Genomic DNA, 1363 nt, shown 5'->3' with positions numbered 1-1363 from the left:
GCGCCCCCATGGGAATCCCCCTCTGATTTCTTGAATCAGTGGGGGAGGATGTCAACTGAAGTGTTTTCCAATAATTAGATGGGGGGCAGGAAAAGTGCTTACCGGATAGCCTCTCAGGCCTATGATTCATTCATACATTTTTCATAGGCCTTTCTAAGCTCGCCTTTGTTGACGTCCCGGAAGAGTTCAGCTTTGGTTGAGTAATCTTTATACACCAGCCACCTTCCGCTAAGAAGAACACTAACACCGCCGTAATAATCTGTATCTGGTATGTTCTTGTCTCCGGCAATAATCAGGCAACAAGAATTATGCTTCCCAACCGGACAAGACACATCGTACTCTTTTAAAAGGGCGCATTGAGCCCCTGCGGCAGTATATGGATTTTCAGGCGTAAAATACCAAAATGTATCTGACGGGGTGTATAGATGCTGACAGTCACCTCCGGTGATTTGCGGGCCGGCATAACTTACATTGATAAAACCAATGCAAAACAAAAAAAGCAGCTCGTACTTCTTCATCACTTTCACCATGCCATCTTTTCGGCGAGTGGTAAGTATAGCCTTATCAATTTTGAGGGGCTTTTTTGTACTGAATATTTCACTCAGATTTCATGCCTGCAAAGCCCTGCTTCGGAAGGATTGCAACGCCATGAGCCAAAACGCAATGAGCCAAAATGGTGTCTCTGTAAAAAACCACCCATCAGGTGAAATCCGCAGGGATGCTTTCTAAAATCTTTTCGGGTGGGGCAAGACAGACGCTTATCGGAAATTCTCTCAGGACTATTACTCACTCATACATTTTTCATATCCCTTCCTGAGCTCGCCTTTATTAACGTCCCGGAAGAGCTCAGCTTTGGTTGAGTAATGCTTATACAACCTCCAGCCTTTAGTGAAAGTACTAACACCACCAAAATAGTCTGTATCAGACGTTTTACTGGCACCGGCAATAGTCAGACAACACCGATGATGCCTCCCAACAGGACAATCCATGTCATTGTAATTGCAAAGAGAACATTGGGCCCCTACGACAGTCGAAGGATCACTGGCAGGAGTAAAATACCAGAACGTATCAGCAGGAGTGTATAGAAACTCACAATCACTTTCCGTTATTTGTGAACCGGCATAACTTATATTAATAAAGCCAAGGCCAACCAAAATAAGAAGTTCGTGCTTCCTCATTATTTCCACCATTTTATCTATTTGGTGAGCATTAAGTGTAGCCCTGCCAAATGTCACGACCACATCAGCGATACCATTAAAACCAATCCATCCAGCTCCATCGGAGACTGGCAAACAACAACTGAAACACTCAATGCCTTTGCCCGCCAGGTTTCTGCAAGAAACCCGGAAAAAACCTACCTGCC

2 protein-coding genes are annotated in these 1363 nt (G+C 44.6%); both read right to left on the bottom strand.

Translation table 11 applies throughout. The annotated features are described in order from the left end of the window. Nucleotides 1-119: 119 nt before the first annotated feature. On the bottom strand, nt 120-518 hold the full coding sequence (locus KDK18_RS12495) for a hypothetical protein (RefSeq protein WP_257255257.1): 399 nt from the start codon (nt 516-518) through the stop codon (nt 120-122). A 264-nt stretch (nt 519-782) separates the two neighbouring features. After that, nucleotides 783-1363, bottom strand: a 581-nt coding sequence (locus KDK18_RS12490; protein WP_257255256.1) for a hypothetical protein, incomplete at its 5' end; no start/stop codon positions are given.

This window comes from Endozoicomonas sp. SESOKO3, from assembly GCF_024606255.1.
The sequence above is the reverse complement of the archived record's forward strand: the minus strand, read 5'-3'. Positions and strand labels throughout refer to the sequence as shown.